Source organism: Massilia sp. P1_C10 (assembly GCF_056406475.1).
This window is the reverse complement of record NZ_JBFUAC010000005.1, coordinates 196,082-211,446: the sequence shown is the minus strand read 5'-3', so window position 1 is coordinate 211,446 and position 15,365 is coordinate 196,082. Positions and strand designations below refer to the sequence as shown.

The following is a 15,365-nucleotide window of genomic DNA, read 5'->3' as shown; positions in this document are numbered from 1 at the left end:
CATTATAGTGCTGACGGGCGGACACTGCCAGCGCCGCCCGGGCTTTTCCCTAGCGCCGCGCGAAGCGCACGTCCACCTCGGTGACCTTGGCGTCGCCCTTGGGCTTCTTCGGCTTTTTCGGCTTCTTCACCACTTCGCCGCGGGTGTTCGTGACCGGCACGCGATGATCGGGCTCGAAACCCGCTTCCTCGACCCGCTCCAGCGTTTGTTTCGTCAGCACTTCAATCGCGGCCAGCTGCGTGACTTCGTCGGCGCACACCAGCGACACCGCTTCGCCCGAGGCGCCGGCGCGGCCGGTGCGGCCGGTGCGGTGGACGTAGTCTTCGGCCACAATTGGCAGGTCGAAGTTGACCACCAGCGGCAAGTCGTCGATGTCGAGGCCGCGCGCGGCGACGTCGGTGGCGACCAGGATGCGCGCGTCGCCGGCCTTGAAGCGCTCCAGCGCGCGCAGGCGCGCCGGCTGCGGCTTGTCGCCGTGGATCGAGTCGGCCGGGATGCCGTGCGATTGCAAGGTGTCGACCAGCGCGTCGACCCCCTTGCGGGTCTTGACGAACACCAGCACCTGGCCCCAGCGCTTCTTCTTCAGCAGGTGCATGAACAGTTCCGGCTTGCGCTTCTTGTCGACCGGGACGATCCACTGCGCGATCGCCTTGACGGTGGTGTTGCGCGGACTGACTTCGATGCCGAGCGGGTCGCGCAGCAGCTTGCCGGCCATCGCACGGATCTCGTCGGAGAAGGTGGCCGAGAACAGCAAGGTCTGGCGCCGCGCCGGAAGGGCGGCGAACACCGCATCGAGCTCGCGCGAAAAGCCCAGGTCGAGCATGCGGTCCGCTTCGTCGAGCACCAGCACCTGCACTTGGTCGAACTTGACGGCGTTCTGGCGGTGCAGGTCGAGGAGGCGCCCCGGTGTGGCGACCAGCAGGTCGAGGCCTTTGCGCAGCTTCATCATCTGGGGATTGATGCTGACGCCGCCGTACGCGACGTGGGTGCGCAGCGGCAGGCTGGCGCCGTAGGCCAGGAAGCTCTGGTGCACCTGCTCGGCCAGTTCGCGGGTCGGCACCAGCACCAGCGCGCGCACCGAATTGGCGGCGACCCTGGTCCCCTCCATCGTCAGCTTCTGCAGGATCGGCAGCGCGAACGCGGCGGTCTTGCCGGTGCCGGTTTGGGCGGCGGCCATCACGTCGCGGCCCGCCAGCACGGCGGGAATGCCCTGCAGCTGGACCGGCGTCGGCGTTTGGTAGCCAAGTTCGGCCAGGGTGCGGACCAGCGGATCGATCAGTCCAAGGGAGTCAAACGACATGGAAAATACCTGCTAATGGAAGGGAACGGGCGACAGTTTACCCTGTCGCGCACCGACAAGTGGCGAAAAACGCGCGCGCGGCCGGCCTGGCGCTATGCGGCCGGCGTCGTGATGGCCGGTGTGGCGACCGTCGGCTTGAGCGGATCGTGCTTGTCCTTGCAGCCCGCCACGCACAGGCAGGCGAGGGCGAAGGCGGCGCATCGGAGCGTGAATGGCTTCATCGCAAAGTCCCCTTTGAAACGGCCATGATACTGAAAACCGCCGGGCCGGGGCGCGCGCTCGGGCGGCTAGGGCGGCGCCGCGCTGACGACGATATCGCGGCCGTTGAGCGAGTTTCCGTCCGGGCCGATGGTCACGGCCGGCGCGCCGGATTGCGCCAGGCGCAGGCGTTCGAGCTGGGCCGGCGCGATGCGCAGCTGGTAGCGACCCGGCAGCACGTACGGGATCACGTACGAGCCGTCCGCGTTGCTCCGGACAGCGGCCGCAACGCTGCCGGCTGCGTCGACCAGCTCGACCTGCAGCTCGCCGATGCCGCGTTTGGCGCCTTTCTCAAGCAGCCAGGTGGTGCCGTCGACGTCGCCGCTGACGCTGACGGCGAAGTCGATCGCGGCCACCTTGCCCGGCCGCGGCACCACGCGCACTCCCTTGACGCGCGCCACCCATTGTGGATCGTCCAGCGTGCTCGGGTCGAAACCGATGTCGACGTTGACGTTGGGCGGCAGCCGGTCCAGCCACGCGAAGCCGGCGGCGTCGGTGCGCGCCAGGTGGTTGCCGCCATTGACGGTGAAGCCGGCGCCCTTGATCGCTTCGTCGCCGGCGTCCATCACGCCGTTCTGGTTCTTGTCGAGGAAGACCCGCACGGAGGCGGTGCCGCTGCCGGCCATCGGCTGGGCGCCGGCCAGCCAGCGCGACTGGCGCGGCTCGCGGCCAAGCGCGACGAACAGGCGCGCGCCGACGCCCATCTCGCGGCGGCTCGACCAGAACGCGGTGACGCCAAGGCCGTAGCTGCCAAGGCTCTTGTTGATGCCGCCGGTGACGCGCACCGTGCGGTCGACGAAGGAGCGGGTCACGCCGATGTTGGCGAGATAGCCGTCGGCCAGGTTGCGGTCGGCCGCGATTGCAATCGCCGACAGGGCGCGCAGCGGCAGTACGCCGAAATCGACCTGGCCGCTGATGCCCATGCCGGCCACGCGGCGGCTGAGGCGGATCGCGCCGTCCGCCGTGCGCGCGCCCGCCAGCGACTGCCAGCGCAGCGAATTGGTCAGCGCCATGCCGTTGCGGATCCAGGACACGCGGCCCTGCGCGTCGAGGTTGCGCACGCCCGAGGCCAGCGACTCGCGCCGCGCCAGCAGCGACGCCGGGAGCATCGGCAGCAGGGCGCCGTCGGCGCGCAGCTCGTCGCGCGCATGCACCTGGCCGGCGCCGCCGGGGAAGGTCTCGCTGGTGAAGTCGTCGAGCACCGCGCGGCTGGCGCTCATGGCCATGTTGCCCAGCCGGGTCTTCAGGGTCAGCTGGCCGAGCCGGCCGCCGTCGTCCGCGCGGGCGGCATTGGCGCTCAGGATGAAGGCGCGCCAGTAGCTGTGCAGGCCGGCCTGCAGGTACTGGCGCTCGCCGACGCGCGTGACGGCGCCGTTGGCCGAGAGGTAGCTGGCGACGCCCCAGTCGAAGCGCGCCAGCGCGCGATTGACGCCGTCGCCGTCGCGATGCGCCGCAATGTCGTAATACAGCGCGCGGGGCGCCACCGCCGACTGCTCCAGCAGGAAGCTGCGCCGCTCGACGCGTACCTGTCCCAGCGGACCATGGAACATCAGCCGGAAGTCGTTGTTCCCGTATGCGAGCGGCAGATCGTCGAAACCGTATTTGCCGTCGGCGCGCGACTGCTGGTAGCCGACCAGCGCCTCGTTGTAATACAGTTCGACGTCCCAGCCGGGCGGCAGGTCGCCCTGCAAGGTGTGGCGGTCGAAGCGGGTGGGCTGATCGAGCGGACGGTTGCTGACGGCGGCGCCGTTGCCGATGGCGCTGGTGCGCGAGACGTTGTCGATGCCCGGGACGGCGATGCTGCCGGCCAGCGCGGTGCGCGCGCCGAGGGGGCCGAGCAGGCCGCCGTCCGGGTCGCGCCGCCCGACGGTCAGGCGCAGAGTGCCGCCGGCGTCGTTGCTCAGGCCCCGGGACGCGAACAAGGAGGCCTGCATTCCGAGCAGGTCGGCGGTCAGGTAGGCGGTGTACGAACCGTCGGCGCGGCGGCCGGTTGGTGAGCGCGCGACGTCGGCGGCGATGGTCTGGTCGATGAACGGCACGCTCGCCATTGCATACGGCGAAGCGAGGCGCGGGTAGCCGGGATCGACGTAAGGCGCGGGGCCGCCGGCGCGTATGCCGCGCTGGCGCCGGTCCAGCCCCGCCTCGAGCGGCAGCTGCTCGCGCGGCGTGACTTCGATGGCCAGGCTGGACATGTCGATCTTCAGGTCCACCGGCAGCCAGCGCGCCAGCAGGCGGCTCGGCACGTAGATGTCGTCGGATTCGATGCGCAGTTCGGCGGGGTCGACATGCCGGGTGCGGCCGTCGATGTGCACTTCGCCGCGCGCCGCATCGAGGCTGAACGTGCGCTGCTCGGACAGCAGGTAGCCGGCGGCGCGGCCCTCGCCAGGCGCGACCTTGACGGCCAGCGTCAGCAGGCGCGCCAGTTCGCCCAGCGGCAGGCGCACGTCATCGGGATACTGCCAGGCGGTGACCGATTCGGCCAGCACGTGGCGCTTGAGGCGCACCTCGAGCAGCAGCATCGAGGCGCCGTCGTCGGGCTTGGCCGCCGACGCGACGAGGGGCAGCAGCAGCAGCAGCGCGGCGAGCCCCAGCGCACGCGCGAGCCGGCTGTCCACGACGTCGAGCTCAGGGCAGGGCGAGGCTGGCTTGCGCCAGCACGGCGCCGCCGGCGTCGGGGCGTTCGCGGTAGCTCACTTGCAGCGTGCCGCCGGCCAGCGCCATGCCGGCCGGAATCTGCAGCGGCAGGCTGGCGCGGCGCTGCTTGTTGGGCGCGTAGACGGCCACCCCGCCCATCTTGCCGAGCTGCTGTTCGCGCCGGCCGTGCGGCGTGAAGCTGACCGTCAGGTCGCCGTAGACCGAGGCGTTGCCGCTGCGCTCGAACAGCATCGACAGCGTCTTGCCGCTCATCTCGAGGTGGGACAGGGTCACGCTGCCGCTGGTGGCGCCGTGCCGCACGATCACCGGCATCGAGGCGCCGACCAGCGCGGTCAGCTGCACGTCGATGCCGTCCGCGGCGGCCGCCTTCGACTCGATGCTGGCGCCGCCGGCGGCGTCGGGCAGACGGTCGAACTGCAGGTGCGAACGGTATTCGCCCTCAAGCAGTTCGGCCGGCTTGCGCAGCATCAGGCGCACCGTCTGCGAGGCGCCCGGCTGCACGGTGACCTGGCGCGGCGAGAAGCGCAGCATCGGCTCGGCGAACAGTTCGTCCGCGGCCGGCGTGTCGACCGGGTGGAATTCGCCGTTTTCGCCCATGCGCCGGTTCACGAGGCTGAGGCGGTAGGTGGCCGGCTCGCTGCCGTTGTTGATCAGCTCCACCTGGGCCGCGCGCAAGTTCTTGTCGAACACCACGCGGGTCGGAAACAGCATCAGGTCGGCGCGCGCCTGGCCGGCCAGCAGAAGGCAAAGCAGCAGGGCGGCGCGGACGATGGATGGGATAGCCATGATCGATTCCTTACTCGTAGTTGACGGTGATGTTGAAGGCGCCAGCGTAACTGCCGCCCGGCTGGCGGTCGGGCACGACCAGGGTGGCGCCGACCGACAGCGTCATGCCGGCGTCGGGCACGAGGGCGATGGCGGCCGGCGCCGCGGCGAAGCTGGTGACCGCCATCTGGCCGCCGGGGCCGGACAGCGTGACCGAGTGATCGGCGGGAAGGGAGATCGAAATGGCCTGGCTGGTGGCGCCGGCGGTTTTCGACACGTTGAAGCTGGCCTGGCCCGCAGTGGGAGAGGCGAGCAGCAGCACGCCGCCGCTGCCGTTGCGCGCGCCGCTGGCCGGAGCGATCGTGACGGCACCGCCGCTGCCCGCGGCAAAGCGGCCGAATTCGAGGGCGCGGGTGTTCGACAGCACAATGGCCGACTGGCCCGACGCCTCGCGCGCCGCGGGCACGAGTGCCAGCAGCGCTGCGAAGGCGGCGGGCCGCAAGCGGCCGGCGCGTTGGCTCATCGGGGCGTGCGGTGCTAGTTGTACTCCACCGTCGCGATGACGGTGCCGGTGTAGCTGCCGGCCGGCTGGCTCGCGCCCACCGTCAGGATGCCGCCCACGTAGACCGATTGGGCGCCGCCCGTCAGCGTGCCGCTGGCGACGTTGCCGGTGATGGCGTTTGCGCCCGTGAGATCGCTGACGGTGGCGAATGCCATCGTGTCGGAGCCGGAGGTCAGCACCGTCGTGCCGGACAGCGCGATGCTGTAGGTCGCGCCGGTGTCGCCGGTGACGTCGAAGCGCGCCGCGGCAAGCGTGCCGCCGCTGACTCCCACCACGCCGCCGCCGATGGTGCGCGCGCCGCTGGTGCTGATGGTCACCGAGCCGGCGGCCGGCGCGGCAAATTTGCCGAACGCCAGGTCGGCTGCCTTGGTGATCGCGATCGGGCTGACCACGGTGGCGCTGGAAGTTGCGGTGGCGTTGGCCGCTAAGGCGCTGCCGGAGGCGCCCAGCGCGCAGGCCGCGAAGACGGCGAGTCGAAGGATGCTGCGCTGATTCTGGATTTGCTTTTGCACGAATGGCTCCTGGTAGTTGGGTATCGGTCGGCTAGTGCTCGACAGGTTTCCAGTGTGCAAGCAGTGGACGCAGCCCGTTTTGTTGCTTATCATCATTTAGTTGGTTTCCGTAACGAAAACTTGGTCCGCGGATTCCGGGTTTCAGTCGCCGGAACCCGGCTTTCATCGGATAATCACGGCCGGGATGCGGGACGATTGCTATCGTGCGATCATCCAACCACCAGGAACTATCATGATTTCGAGCACATTCTTCGTTACCCGCCTGACCGTCGCATGGATGACGGCCTATATCGCGCTGGCCCTCGCCCTGCACGAGACTTTTTTCCGCCACAGCGACGGCGGCATCATCGTATTAACCGGTTTCCTGGTGGCCGCGATCACCATCACCGGCGCGTTTTCGCATGTGCGGCGGGTCCGCCTGATCGCCGGCGGCGTCGATGCCTCCAGCCTGTCGCGCCGCCAGCGCCGCCAGATCGAGATCCCGCTCGAAGCGGGCGAGGCATTCGACCTGGTCGACGCCGCGATTCGCGAACTGCCCGGCGTGCGCAACGTCGAATCGGCGCGCGACAGCCTGCAGGTGCGGGCGCGCGTCGAGCGCGTCAATCCTTATCCGGGCGACTCGGTCTCGTGGAAGCACATCACCACGCTGCACACACTGCGCAACCAGATCTTGATGACGGTCACGCCGAACGGCGACGCCGGCAGCGTCACGCTGATCTGCGAGCCGGAGCGCGCCGCCTGGACCGACTGGTTCTTCATCGACTACGGCACCAACCTGGAAAACGCCGAAGCGCTGGGCCGCGCGATTGCCCGCCGCGTCGCCGAGCGGCGCCGCACCGAGCAGGTCACGGCGCGCCAGACCGCGACGGAGAAGGAGCTGACTGTTGCCAAGCTGTCGCTGCTGCATGCGCAGGTCGAGCCGCACTTTCTGTACAACACGCTGGCCAGCGCCCAGCTGCTGACGCGCAGCGACCCGGCGCGCGCCGACCAGATGCTCGGCAACCTGATCACTTACCTGCGCCACTCGCTGCCGCGCACCGAAGACGCGCTGTCGACCATCGGCGAGGAACTGGAGCGGGCGCGCGCCTACCTCGACATCCTGAAGATCCGCATGGGTACGCGCCTGCAGCTGCAGATCGACGTGCCCGAGCACCTGCGCGAAGTGGCGTTTCCTACCATGATGCTGCAGACGTTGGTTGAGAACGCGATCAAGCACGGTCTGGAGCCGCAGACCGCCGGCGGCACGGTGTGGATCCTGGCGCGCGACCTCGAGACTTCGGTGGCGGTGACGGTGGCCGACGACGGGCGCGGCTTCAGCGCCGAGGGCGGCGGCACGGGCATCGGCCTGCGCAATGTGCGCGAACGTCTGCGCCTGGCGTACGGCGCGGCGGCGGGTTTCACCATCGTCGCCAATTTCCCGGCCGGCGTGGCCGCCACCATCACCGTGCCGCGGAGCGTGTAATGGCCAGCTGCGTGATCGCCGAAGACGAAACGCTGCTGCGAGAGGCGCTGCTGCAGATGCTGGCCGAGGCGTGGCCGGAGCTGGAGGTGGTCGCCGCGTGCGAGGACGGCGGCTCGGCGCTGGAGGCGATCGCATCCAGCCAGCCGGACGTCGCCTTCCTCGACATCCGCATGCCTGGCCTGTCGGGCCTCGAGGTGGCCGCCGCGCTGGCCGACTGCAGCCCAAGCACGCAAGTGGTGTTCGTGACGGCCTACGACCAGTACGCGATCGACGCGTTCGACCGGGGCGCGGTGGACTACCTGCAAAAGCCGGTGGCGCCGGAGCGGCTGGCCGCGACCGTGAAGCGGCTGAAGGCGCGCGCTGCTGGCGCCGGGCCGGATGCGGCGGCGCTGGCGGCGATGCTGCGCCAGCTTGGGACCGCGCCGGCCGCCGACCGGGCGCCGCCGCTGGTGTGGCTGACCGCGAGCGCCGGCACCGAGACGCGCCTGATCATGGTCGAAGACATTGCCTACTTCCAGTCCGACACCAAGTACACGGTGGTGATGACGGCCGAGGGCGAGGCGCTGCTGCGCAAGCCGATCCGCGAGCTGCTCGACGTGCTCGATCCGGCGATTTTCAAGCAGATCCACCGCTCGACGATCGTCAACCTGAAGGCGATCGCATCGATTGCCCGCGACGAGATGGGCCGCGGCCTGGTGCGGCTCAAAACGCGGCCGGAGACGCTGGCGGTGAGCCAGCCCTTCATGTCCTTATTCCGCAACATGTAAATCCCGCGGGGTCAGACCCGTTTATTTTCGGGCGCGGGCGTCGATCCGGCGAATTTAAAGCGGGTCTGACCCTGACTTGCCAGGCGACGAGCCAGTCGTTAGTGGCGGCGTTCGGTGCATGTGAATTCTCCCGGGGTCAGACCCGTTTGTTCGCGGGCGCAGCCTTCAATCGGGCGAATTTAAAGCGGGTCTGACCCCGGGGTGTTCAAGTTGTTCAGGTGTAAGCAGGTGTAAGAATAGTAAGATCGGTGCACTGGCGTACAGACGAGGCTGTTGCTTCTGGTAAAGTACCTCCCATCGCACACATAATGAGAAGAGGTTCACCGTGAAAAGCCTGATCATCGCCGCCACCATTTTTGCCGCCGCCGCACCGGCAATGGCCCAGACCAGCGTCAACATCAATCTCGGCCAGCCGGGTTTCTATGGCCAGTTGAATATCGGCGGCTACCCGCCGCCGCCGGTCTATTATCCGCAGCCGGTCATCGTCGAGCGCCAGGTGCGCTACGTCGGTCAGCCGGTCTACCTGCGCGTGCCGGAAGGCCACCGCAAGCACTGGAACAAGCACTGCGCGCGCTACAACGCCTGCGGCCAGCAGGTGTTCTTCGTGCAGGACGGCTGGTATAACAATACTTACGCGCCGCGCTACCGCGAGCAGCACTACAGCCGCGACACCCGTCCGGTCGTGGTGCGCGAGGAGGTCTACCGTGACGCTTACCGCGACGGCCGTCGTGATGAGCGCCGCGACGACCGCGACGACGACCGCGGCCACGGCAAGGGCCACGGTAAAGACAAGGACCACGGTAACGGCCATGGCAACGGTCACAACAAGCACGGCGACTAAGCCGCGCCGCACGGCGTTTCCCGCCGCATAGTAGACTATGGCGTGTTCGATAACATCGGGCACGCCATTTTCTTTGGACGGGAGAGTCGATTGCGCAGCGAAATCGTGGTGGTCGGAGGTGGCGCGGGCGGCCTGGAGCTGGCCTGCAAACTGGGACGCAAGCTCGGTCCCTCGAAGGTGATGCTGGTCGACAGTCGCCTGTACCATATCTGGAAGCCGTCGCTGCACGAAGTCGCCGCCGGCACCCTGGACATCCACCAGGAGGGCCTGTCCTACCAGATGCTCGCCCACGACAACGGCTTCACCTTCGTCTACGGCGCGCTCGAAGGCCTCGACGCCGGCCAGCGCCGTATCCGGGTCGGCGCCGTCGCCACCGCCGGCGGCGACGAAGTCCTGCCCGAGCGCAGCGTCGATTACGTTTCGCTGGTGCTGGCGATCGGCAGCACCTCCAACTACTTCGGCGTGCGTGGCGCGGCCGAACACACCATTTCTCTGAACGCGACCGAGGACGCCGAGCGCTTCCGCCTCAAGCTCCTGCGCCTGCTGGCGATGGCCGACCAGGACAAGAGCGACGGCAAGCAGGCCGCGATCGACATCGTCATCATCGGCGGCGGCGCGACCGGCGTCGAACTGGCGGCGGAACTGCGCGAGGCGAGCGGGGTGTACGCGAGCTACGGCTTCGAGCACCTGGAAGCGCAGCGCGACGTGCATATCACGCTGCTCGAAGGCGCGCCGCGCATCCTGGCGCCGCTGCCGGACCGCGTGTCGGCCGCGGCGCTGGCGCTGCTGAAGGAGCGCGCGATCAAGGTGGTCACCGAGTGCAAGGTGACGGCGATCGAGCCGGGCAGGGTGCGGGACGCCGCCGGCAATGCCTATCGCGCGGACCTGTGCGTGTGGGCCGCCGGCATCCGCGCGCCACAGCTGCTGTCGAACCTGGGATTGGCGACCAACCGCGGCGGCCAGCTCGAAGTGGACGACCGCCTGCGCGTGAAAGGCAGCGAGCACATTTACGCGCTCGGCGACTGCGCGGCCTGCGTCGACCGCAACGGCAAGCCGGTGCCCCCGCGCGCGCAGGCGGCGCACCAGCAGGCCGACTACCTGCGCCACGCTTTCCTGCTGCAGGCATCCGGCAAGCCGGAGCAGCGCCAGGGCTACGCCTACACGGATTACGGTTCGCTGGTGTCGGTCGGGAGCACCACCTCCGTGGGCAGCCTGATGGGGGCGCTACGGGGATTCAACTGGTTCGTCGAGGGCTTCTTCGCGCGCATGATGTACGTGAGCCTGCACCTGATGCATCACCGCGCGGTGCTGGGGACCTTGCGTACCTGCCTGCTGGCGCTGGCGCGCTTCCTGATTCGCCGCACCACGCCGCTGGTCAAGCTGCACTGAGGGCGTCGCCGGCCGCGTTTTCGCGCGGCAGGATCAGCGTCAGCGCCGTTCCTTGCGGCGCCTGCACCGCGGTCAGGCGCCCGCCCAGGTAGGCGGCGCGCTCGCGGAGCGCGCGCAGGCCGTGGCGCTCGCCGGCGCCTGCCGCGAGCGCAGCCGGGCCGATGCCCACGCCGTTGTCGCGCACCGTCAGCATCACCTGCTCGCCGTCGTCGTCGAGGATCACGTCCACTTCGGTCGCCTGCGCGTGCGCGGCGATATTGCGCAAGCCTTCCTCAAGGCAGCGCAGCAGCGCCACGCCTTGCAGCCGCGGATAGCTGGTGTCGTGTTCGGGCAGGCTGACGCGCGCGACCAGCTGGTGCTTCTCGCGAAACTCGTCGACCGCCTCGCTGATCGCCGCACGGATGCCGAGGAACTCCAGCTTGTCGTTCCATAGCGTCAGTTGCATCTCGCGGTTGGTTTCGATCAGGGTCTGCAGCAGCTGCTTCATCTGCGCGGTGCGGTCGAGCAGCGCCTGCTCCTTCGGCATTTGCGCGTTGAGCAGGTGCAGATGCATGGTCAACGCCGTCATCGATGAGCCAAGGCTGTCGTGCAGCTTGCGCGCCAGCAGGCGCCGGTCATCGTCCCAGCGGGTGGTCAGGTGGCCGAGCAGTTCGCGCAGGTCGTCGTGACGCGCCGCCGCCATGCGGTCCGATGGCGTGTCTGGAGAAGGGGCTGTCGGTACTGTCATGGGGAGGCCTGTGAAAAGTTTCCCAGATCATACATCAGGTGCGGACGGGGGTGTCGCCATGGTCGGGACGCGCGCATAGGTTAGGTGACGTACAGTCGGTGAGGCGCCGGCGTGGCATTCTTCAGTCATGGCATTTTCGCCATCATTTCCAACCGACAACAGGGGAACCCATGAATAAGCCACAAGACGCCATCGCGATGCTGACCGCCGACCACAAGGAAGTGAAGGGGATGTTCGAGCAGTACGAAGGGTTGGGCGACCGCGCCAACGCCAGCAAGCAGAAACTGGCCGACAAGATCTGCACCGCGCTGACTTTGCATGCGACGATCGAAGAAGAAATTTTCTATCCGGCGCTGCGCGCTGCCAGCAAGGAAGCGGCCGACCTGCTTGACGAAGCGGAAGTCGAGCATGCCGGCGCCAAGGACCTGATCGCCCAGATCCAGGAAATGGATCCGGAAGACGACTTGTACGACGCCAAGGTGAAGGTGCTGGGCGAGCAGGTCGAACACCACGTGGGCGAGGAAGAGGGCGAGATGTTCCCGAAAGCGAAGAAGGCGGGCCTGGACATGGCTGCGCTGGGCGCCGAGATGGCCGCGCGCAAGGAAGAACTGGCCGCGACGATGTGATGCGGGGTTGGGGTCAGGTCCGGCGGACCTGACCCCGGGGTTGCGCGGCGCGGCATCCAAATCAGCGGAACAATTATTCCATTGGCGTCGACAAAATCGGGGTCAGGTCCGCAGGACCATAACCCTTCTTGCTATTTGGCGGCGACTTCGTGCGCGCAGCCGATCGCCGCGAGCAGGTGGTTGATGTCGACCGGCTTGACCAGGTGGACGTCAAAGCCCGCCTCCAGCACGCGCCGCTGGTCGTCCGCCAGGCCGTAGCCGGTCAGCGCGATCAGCCTGATACGGCGCGTGGTGTCGCTGCCGCGCAGGCGCCGCGCCACTTCGTAGCCGTCGATGCCGGGCAGGCCGATGTCGACCAGCGCGACGTCGGGCGCGCCGGCATGCGCCATCTGCACGCCCTGCACGCCGTCGGCGGCCTGCTGTACCGAGTAGCCGTAGGCGTCCAGCATGGTCGCCATCATCTCGCGGCCATCTTCGTTATCTTCGATCAGCAGCACCGTCGGCTTGCTGGCGTCCAGGCCTTGCGCCGACTGCGGCACGCTGGCCGGCTTCGCCGTGGTGCGCGGCAGGCGGATGGTGAAGGTGCTGCCTTCGCCGGCGCCGGCGCTGTCCGCGCTGACGCTGCCGCCATGCAGCTCGACTAGCCGGCGCACCAGCGCCAGGCCGATGCCAAGTCCGCCCTGCGAGCGGTCGATCGTGATCGATCCCTGCACGAACACGTCGAACACGTGCGGCAGCAGGTCCGGCGCAATGCCCACGCCGGTGTCGCGCACCGTCAGCATGACCTGGTTGTTGGCCTCGTCGTCGCGCATCGCGATATGGATGCTGCCGCCATGCGGCGTGTACTTGAGCGCGTTGTCGATCAGGTTGGTGGCGATCTGCTCGAGGCGGGTCGGGTCGCCGTCGACCCAGCCCGCACTCATGTCGGTCTCGATCGTGTAATTGCCGGTGCGGCCGGTGGCCTTGAACGTATCGAGGCAGGCCGATACCAGCGCCGACATCTCGAGCGGCTGGCGCGCCAGCAGGATCTTGCCCGACATCGCGCGCGACAGGTCGAGCAGGTCGTCGACGATGCGCGACAGGTGCTGGCTCTGGCGCTGGATGATCATCTTGGCGCGGCTGATCACGTCCGGGCCGGCGCCGGCCAGGCCGATCAGCGAGGCGGCGCTGCTGATGGCCGACAGCGGGTTGCGCAGCTCGTGGCCCAGCATGGCGAGGAATTCGTCTTTCGCGTGGTTCTTGCGCTCGGCCGCCTGGCGCTCTTCCATCTCGCGCGTCAGGCGCTTGTTGGTGGCGGTCAGCTCGGTGGTGCGCTGGCTCAGCTTCTGGGTCTGGCGCCGCAGTTCCTCGTTCTTCATCGCCAGCGCCACGAACACCGATACCTTGGCGTGCAGGATCTGCGGGATCACGGGAGTGAACAGGAAATCGGCGGCCCCGCGCTGGTAGGCCTTCAGGCGATCGATCTCATCGGCCAGGAAGGCGGTGACGAAGATGATCGGGATGTCGGCCGAGCGGGCGCGCTGATGGATCGCCTCGGCCGTCTCGAAGCCGTCCATGCCGGGCATGTTCACGTCGAGCAGGATCACGGCGAAGTCGTGCAGCAGGACCTGGCGCAGCGCCTCCTGTCCGGAACGCGCCGCCATCACTTCGTAATTGGTTTGCGTAGCCCATTGGTCAAGCAGACTGGTCAGTGCCAGCAGGCTTGCCGCATCGTCGTTGACGACCAGGATCTTCGGTTTTTCTGTTTTAGGCACGTCATTCCTGCGCTACGGGGTCACGGTAGTGGGCCATTCTCCAGCCCGACGGACAGGATAGCAGAATCTATATTGCCAGCCCGCACGTTTCGTACGTACTGGAAAGAAAGTGTGGCAGCCATGATAGTCCCGGCTCAGTCCAGTGTCAAAACGGAACAGACGAATCGTTCTAACGGTGTGGATTGTTCGCTGCCGCACATACCCCCGCGCGGGGCTGTGACATAGTGGAATTATGTCTAGTTCGCCCACGAATGGCGAACGGCTTCCCACCCTGAAAGGACACAATGATGAATATCGAAACGATCGTAGACGACCAATTCAAGGACAAATGCTTCCGCGAGCTGATCGAGGCGCCGATCAGCGCCTTGCGCGGCGTGAGCCCGGCCGACGCGCGCGCCATGAGCAAGGCGTTCGGCGTGAACACCATCGGCGAGCTGGCCGACCTGCGCTTCGTGAAGTGGGCCTGCGCGATCAAGACGCTGGCCGAGGAAGAGACCGACACCCAGGCGCAGAAGGCCAAGGAGACGCTGCTCGACGAGGCGGTCGAGATGACCTTCCCGGCCAGCGACCCGATTTCGGTCGACGCGGGCATCACGCGGATCGAAGTGCCGCCCGAGAAGGTCGATGCGGCCGCCGACCACCAGAACGCGGCAAAGTTCGCCGCCAATGCCAAGGCCGCCAAGTAAAACAAAAAGCCAGCTGCGAAGCTGGCTTTTTTGTTGTGAAGGTCAGGTGCGACGGACCTGACCCCGATCCATCAATTCCGCGGCAGCAGTTCGGCCGGCACCGTCGGCTTCGTGGCCGGCTGCGCCGACGTCGCGCAGAAGCGGTTCTTGCCGCCGCGCTTGGCTTCGTACAGCGCGTAGTCGGCAATGCTGATCAGGGCATCGACCGTCTCGGCGTCGTCCGGATAGATGCTGATGCCGATACTGGTCGACAGCTGCAGCGTGAGGTCGTTGATGAAGATCGGCTCGGACACCGCTTCGACCAGCTTGGCCGCCGGTCCGTGCGCATCGGCCAGGCCGGACACTTCGCCCAGCACCACCATGAATTCGTCGCCGCCCAGGCGCGCCACCGTGTCTTCCTTGCGCGAGCATTCCAGCAGGCGCTTGGAGATCGTCTTCAGCACCTCGTCGCCGTAAGCGTGGCCGTAGGTGTCGTTGATCGCCTTGAATCCATCCAGGTCGATGTACATGATCGCCGCCTTGTGATGATTGCGGCTGGCGTGCTGCAAGGTGGTGGCGATGCGGTCTTCCAGCAGGCGCCGGTTCGGCAGCCCGGTCAGGGCGTCGTGCAGCGCCAGTTCCTGCTGGGCGCGGCTGTACTGGGCCAGCTCGCGGTACAGCAGGCGTACTTCGAGCATGTTGTGGATGCGCTTGTGCACTTCGAGCAGGTCGAACGGCTTGCTGATGAAGTCGCGCGCGCCGGCCTCGAGGGCGGCGATCTTGAAACTCGGCTGGGCGGTCAGGGCCAGCACCGGCAGGTAGCCGCCGTGCTCGATCTCCTTCAGGCCCTTCATGACCTGGAAGCCGTTCAGTCCCGGCATTTGCAGGTCGAGCAGGATCAGGTCGTAATTGTATTGGCGATGCAAGGGGCACACCTGCTCCGGCAGCATGGTCGAGCTGACGCTGGTGTACCCTTCCGCCCGCAATATCTCTTCCATCAGTTCGATATTGTCGGGGGAGTCGTCCACCACTAAAATTTTTGCGTTTAGGATATCTTCTCGGCTCGGCATGCGGGGTCTCGG

Annotated in this window: 15 protein-coding genes; 6 read left to right on the top strand and 9 right to left on the bottom strand. The window is 67.6% G+C overall.

Annotation, left to right across the window (positions count from 1 at the left end; translation table 11 throughout):
- Positions 1-49: 49 nt before the first annotated feature.
- From AC1D02_RS13130 to AC1D02_RS13105, 6 genes are all read right to left on the bottom strand, one after another.
- On the bottom strand, positions 50-1,300 hold the full coding sequence (locus tag AC1D02_RS13130; protein WP_477317496.1) for a DEAD/DEAH box helicase: 1,251 nt from the start codon (positions 1,298-1,300) through the stop codon (positions 50-52).
- Between the two features lie 92 nt (positions 1,301-1,392).
- Positions 1,393-1,521 carry a hypothetical protein gene (locus AC1D02_RS13125; protein ID WP_477317494.1) on the bottom strand — a complete coding sequence of 43 codons (129 nt, stop codon included), beginning with the start codon at positions 1,519-1,521 and terminating at the stop codon, positions 1,393-1,395.
- Positions 1,522-1,587: 66 nt separating this feature from the next.
- A complete protein-coding gene (locus tag AC1D02_RS13120; protein ID WP_477317492.1) occupies positions 1,588-4,173 on the bottom strand; it encodes an MSCRAMM family protein in 2,586 nt (861 codons plus the stop codon).
- Positions 4,174-4,183: 10 nt separating this feature from the next.
- Complete coding sequence (locus tag AC1D02_RS13115; RefSeq protein WP_477317490.1) at positions 4,184-4,999, bottom strand: fimbrial biogenesis chaperone; 816 nt, start codon at positions 4,997-4,999, stop codon at positions 4,184-4,186.
- Between the two features lie 10 nt (positions 5,000-5,009).
- The gene (locus tag AC1D02_RS13110; RefSeq protein ID WP_477317488.1) at positions 5,010-5,501 is read right to left on the bottom strand and encodes a DUF4402 domain-containing protein; all 492 of its coding nucleotides are present in this window, start codon (positions 5,499-5,501) and stop codon (positions 5,010-5,012) included.
- A gap of 14 nt (positions 5,502-5,515) precedes the next feature.
- On the bottom strand, positions 5,516-6,052 hold the full coding sequence (locus AC1D02_RS13105) for a DUF4402 domain-containing protein (protein WP_477317486.1): 537 nt from the start codon (positions 6,050-6,052) through the stop codon (positions 5,516-5,518).
- A gap of 232 nt (positions 6,053-6,284) precedes the next feature.
- Between AC1D02_RS13105 and AC1D02_RS13100 the strand changes: the two genes are divergently transcribed.
- From AC1D02_RS13100 to AC1D02_RS13085, 4 genes are all read left to right on the top strand, one after another.
- Positions 6,285-7,514 carry a sensor histidine kinase gene (locus AC1D02_RS13100; protein ID WP_477317484.1) on the top strand — a complete coding sequence of 410 codons (1,230 nt, stop codon included), beginning with the start codon at positions 6,285-6,287 and terminating at the stop codon, positions 7,512-7,514.
- Positions 7,514-8,281 carry a LytR/AlgR family response regulator transcription factor gene (locus tag AC1D02_RS13095; protein ID WP_477317482.1) on the top strand — a complete coding sequence of 256 codons (768 nt, stop codon included), beginning with the start codon at positions 7,514-7,516 and terminating at the stop codon, positions 8,279-8,281. The genes AC1D02_RS13100 and AC1D02_RS13095 overlap by 1 nt, the downstream gene beginning before the upstream one ends.
- Positions 8,282-8,606: 325 nt before the next feature.
- The gene (locus tag AC1D02_RS13090; protein WP_477317480.1) at positions 8,607-9,122 is read left to right on the top strand and encodes a hypothetical protein; all 516 of its coding nucleotides are present in this window, start codon (positions 8,607-8,609) and stop codon (positions 9,120-9,122) included.
- 90 nt (positions 9,123-9,212) lie between these two features.
- The gene (locus AC1D02_RS13085; protein ID WP_477317478.1) at positions 9,213-10,511 is read left to right on the top strand and encodes an NAD(P)/FAD-dependent oxidoreductase; all 1,299 of its coding nucleotides are present in this window, start codon (positions 9,213-9,215) and stop codon (positions 10,509-10,511) included.
- On the opposite strand, the gene AC1D02_RS13080 is transcribed toward AC1D02_RS13085, so the two are convergent.
- Entirely contained in the window at positions 10,498-11,238 is a 741-nt protein-coding gene (locus tag AC1D02_RS13080) for a sensor histidine kinase (RefSeq protein ID WP_477317476.1), read from the bottom strand. The two genes, AC1D02_RS13085 and AC1D02_RS13080, sit on opposite strands and share 14 nt — an antisense overlap.
- A gap of 170 nt (positions 11,239-11,408) precedes the next feature.
- Here AC1D02_RS13080 and AC1D02_RS13075 point away from each other — a divergent pair, with 170 nt between their 5' ends.
- Entirely contained in the window at positions 11,409-11,864 is a 456-nt protein-coding gene (locus tag AC1D02_RS13075; RefSeq protein ID WP_477317474.1) for a hemerythrin domain-containing protein, read from the top strand.
- 131 nt (positions 11,865-11,995) lie between these two features.
- Here AC1D02_RS13075 and AC1D02_RS13070 read toward each other — a convergent pair whose 3' ends face one another.
- The gene (locus AC1D02_RS13070) at positions 11,996-13,618 is read right to left on the bottom strand and encodes a response regulator (RefSeq protein ID WP_477317472.1); all 1,623 of its coding nucleotides are present in this window, start codon (positions 13,616-13,618) and stop codon (positions 11,996-11,998) included.
- 284 nt (positions 13,619-13,902) lie between these two features.
- Here AC1D02_RS13070 and AC1D02_RS13065 point away from each other — a divergent pair, with 284 nt between their 5' ends.
- Positions 13,903-14,304, top strand: a complete 402-nt coding sequence (locus tag AC1D02_RS13065) for a hypothetical protein (protein WP_477317470.1) — start codon at positions 13,903-13,905, stop codon at positions 14,302-14,304.
- A 71-nt stretch (positions 14,305-14,375) separates the two neighbouring features.
- Here the strand turns inward: AC1D02_RS13065 and AC1D02_RS13060 are convergent, their stop codons facing one another.
- Complete coding sequence (locus AC1D02_RS13060) at positions 14,376-15,353, bottom strand: GGDEF domain-containing response regulator (RefSeq protein ID WP_477317468.1); 978 nt, start codon at positions 15,351-15,353, stop codon at positions 14,376-14,378.
- Between the last annotated feature and the right edge of the window lie 12 nt (positions 15,354-15,365).

What these genes read in the sequence shown, in the direction of transcription:
- AC1D02_RS13115 (WP_477317490.1), bottom strand. Translation starts at nt 4,999, where the DNA reads ATGGCTATCCCATCCATCGTCCGCGCCGCCCTGCTGCTTTGCCTTCTG.
- AC1D02_RS13095 (WP_477317482.1), top strand. Translation starts at nt 7,514, where the DNA reads ATGGCCAGCTGCGTGATCGCCGAAGACGAAACGCTGCTGCGAGAGGCG.
- AC1D02_RS13060 (WP_477317468.1), bottom strand. Translation starts at nt 15,353, where the DNA reads ATGCCGAGCCGAGAAGATATCCTAAACGCAAAAATTTTAGTGGTGGAC.
- AC1D02_RS13065 (WP_477317470.1), top strand. Translation starts at nt 13,903, where the DNA reads ATGATGAATATCGAAACGATCGTAGACGACCAATTCAAGGACAAATGC.
- AC1D02_RS13110 (WP_477317488.1), bottom strand. Translation starts at nt 5,501, where the DNA reads ATGAGCCAACGCGCCGGCCGCTTGCGGCCCGCCGCCTTCGCAGCGCTG.
- AC1D02_RS13080 (WP_477317476.1), bottom strand. Translation starts at nt 11,238, where the DNA reads ATGACAGTACCGACAGCCCCTTCTCCAGACACGCCATCGGACCGCATG.
- AC1D02_RS13075 (WP_477317474.1), top strand. Translation starts at nt 11,409, where the DNA reads ATGAATAAGCCACAAGACGCCATCGCGATGCTGACCGCCGACCACAAG.
- AC1D02_RS13125 (WP_477317494.1), bottom strand. Translation starts at nt 1,521, where the DNA reads ATGAAGCCATTCACGCTCCGATGCGCCGCCTTCGCCCTCGCCTGCCTG.
- AC1D02_RS13100 (WP_477317484.1), top strand. Translation starts at nt 6,285, where the DNA reads ATGATTTCGAGCACATTCTTCGTTACCCGCCTGACCGTCGCATGGATG.
- AC1D02_RS13130 (WP_477317496.1), bottom strand. Translation starts at nt 1,300, where the DNA reads ATGTCGTTTGACTCCCTTGGACTGATCGATCCGCTGGTCCGCACCCTG.